This window comes from Hymenobacter agri (assembly GCF_054778495.1).
Genome location: NZ_BAAGZM010000793.1, coordinates 1 through 1,592, shown reverse-complemented (window position 1 = coordinate 1,592; position 1,592 = coordinate 1). Strand labels below are relative to the sequence as shown.

3 protein-coding genes are annotated in these 1,592 nt (G+C 64.1%); 2 read left to right on the top strand and 1 reads right to left on the bottom strand.

The genetic code is table 11. The features are described 5' to 3' along the window. A partial coding sequence (locus tag ACYVDE_RS22190) for a hypothetical protein (RefSeq protein ID WP_460503716.1) occupies positions 1-334 on the top strand: 334 nt, incomplete at its 5' end. Between the two features lie 31 nt (positions 335-365). Beyond that, on the top strand, positions 366-1,058 hold the full coding sequence (locus ACYVDE_RS22185; protein ID WP_460503715.1) for an ATP-binding cassette domain-containing protein: 693 nt from the start codon (positions 366-368) through the stop codon (positions 1,056-1,058). A gap of 8 nt (positions 1,059-1,066) precedes the next feature. Here ACYVDE_RS22185 and ACYVDE_RS22180 read toward each other — a convergent pair. Then, the coding region (locus ACYVDE_RS22180; protein WP_460503713.1) for a hypothetical protein at positions 1,067-1,592 on the bottom strand (526 nt) is incomplete at its 5' end.

Sequence of the window (1,592 nt, the reverse complement as noted above, 5' to 3'; positions counted from 1 at the left end):
GCTGGGCTACGCGGCCCTTACTGCCGCGCCGTTTTCCTGGCTGCTGGCGACGGGGCCGGCGGGCGTGCCGGGCACGGTGGCGGTAGGGGCATTCTGGTTGGGGCTGGCGGCGCTGCTCATTCTCACCAGATATGCTTTTTACCCCAATGTCACGCACATTCGCACCACGCAGGCGCTGGTGTTGGCCGTGGCCCTGCTGCTGGTGGGGCATCCCATCTACCCGGTGCTGCTATTGGTGGCGGTGGGCGGGCTCATCTGGCAGAGCCGGCGGCGGATGCGGGCTGTGCTGGAGAAAGCGGAGGTAAAAGGTCAGGAATTAAGCGTGAGCAATTGACCTGATACAAGGTGAAATCTGATTGAACAGTATGCTCGAAATTCTGAACCTGCGCAAAGCCTACGGCCCGCACGTCGTGCTGCACGATATCAGCCTGAACCTGCGGCCGGGCACCATTCACGGGCTGGTGGGGGCAAATGGCGCGGGCAAAACCACGCTCATCAACTGCCTGTACGGGCTGGAAAACGACTTCGCTGGTACCATCCGCGATACGGCTGGCGCGGCCGTGCGCGAGCACACCGGCCTGCTGCCCTACGAGCCGTACTTCTACCCCCGCCTCACCGGGCGCGAGTATCTGGAGTTCTGCCTGCAGGCGCGGGGCCGGCCGGTGGCCGACTTTACCGGCTGGAACCAGTTGCTGGAACTGCCCCTCGACCAGTACGCCGACGAATATTCGGCCGGCATGCGCAAGAAGCTGGCGCTGCTCGCGCTGCTGGTGCAACAATTCAACTACCTCATTCTCGACGAGCCCTTCAACGGCCTCGACCTCGAAGCCAACCTGCTGCTGAAGGAAATTCTGAAGCGCCTGCGCGACCGGGGCACGGGCATCCTGCTCACCTCGCACATCCTGGGCGCGCTCACCGAAACCTGCGACGAAATCTCGGTGCTGGTAGGCGGGCGCGTGCAGCGGCACTACGAGGCGGCTGAGTTTGGTACACTGGAACAGGACCTGCTCGATAGCCTGCACCGCGAAAAGTTGAGCCTGCTGGCGGGGCTGGTGTAGCGTATGGGTTACAGAGCCAGATAAAAGCCCGCCAGCAACGCCCGAAACTCTGCCGAATATTCCGCGTCGCTTTCCTCCGTACGGATAACCAGCTCCGTTTCCCGCGTCCTGACCATGTCACGCCCAAAGCCCGTGATATGCCGCAGTGGCCGGCTGCCCGGCCGGTGCCTTACCACCAGCCGCGTAGCCGGATGCAGACCCGCAACGGCAGCGGCCAGTTCGAAAGCGCGCATCTCGGGCGGCGGCAGCAGCACCGTGAGTAAACCTTTGGGCAACAGAAAATCCCCTGCAAAAGCCGCCAGTGCTTCGAAAGAAAGCGAGTCGGCCGCTTCGTGGCGGGCGGTGCTGCGGGCCGCATCGGGCGAGCGCAGCGACTGCCGGAAAAATGGCGGGTTGCTGATAATGTGGCTGAACCGGAGGTCAGCGGCAGTCAACGGCGCGGGTTGGGTGGCCGCATACTCAGCCAAACTCAACGCATGAACCCGAATGCGCCCGGCCCACGGGCTGGTGGCCGCGTTGGCCGCCGCCTGGGCC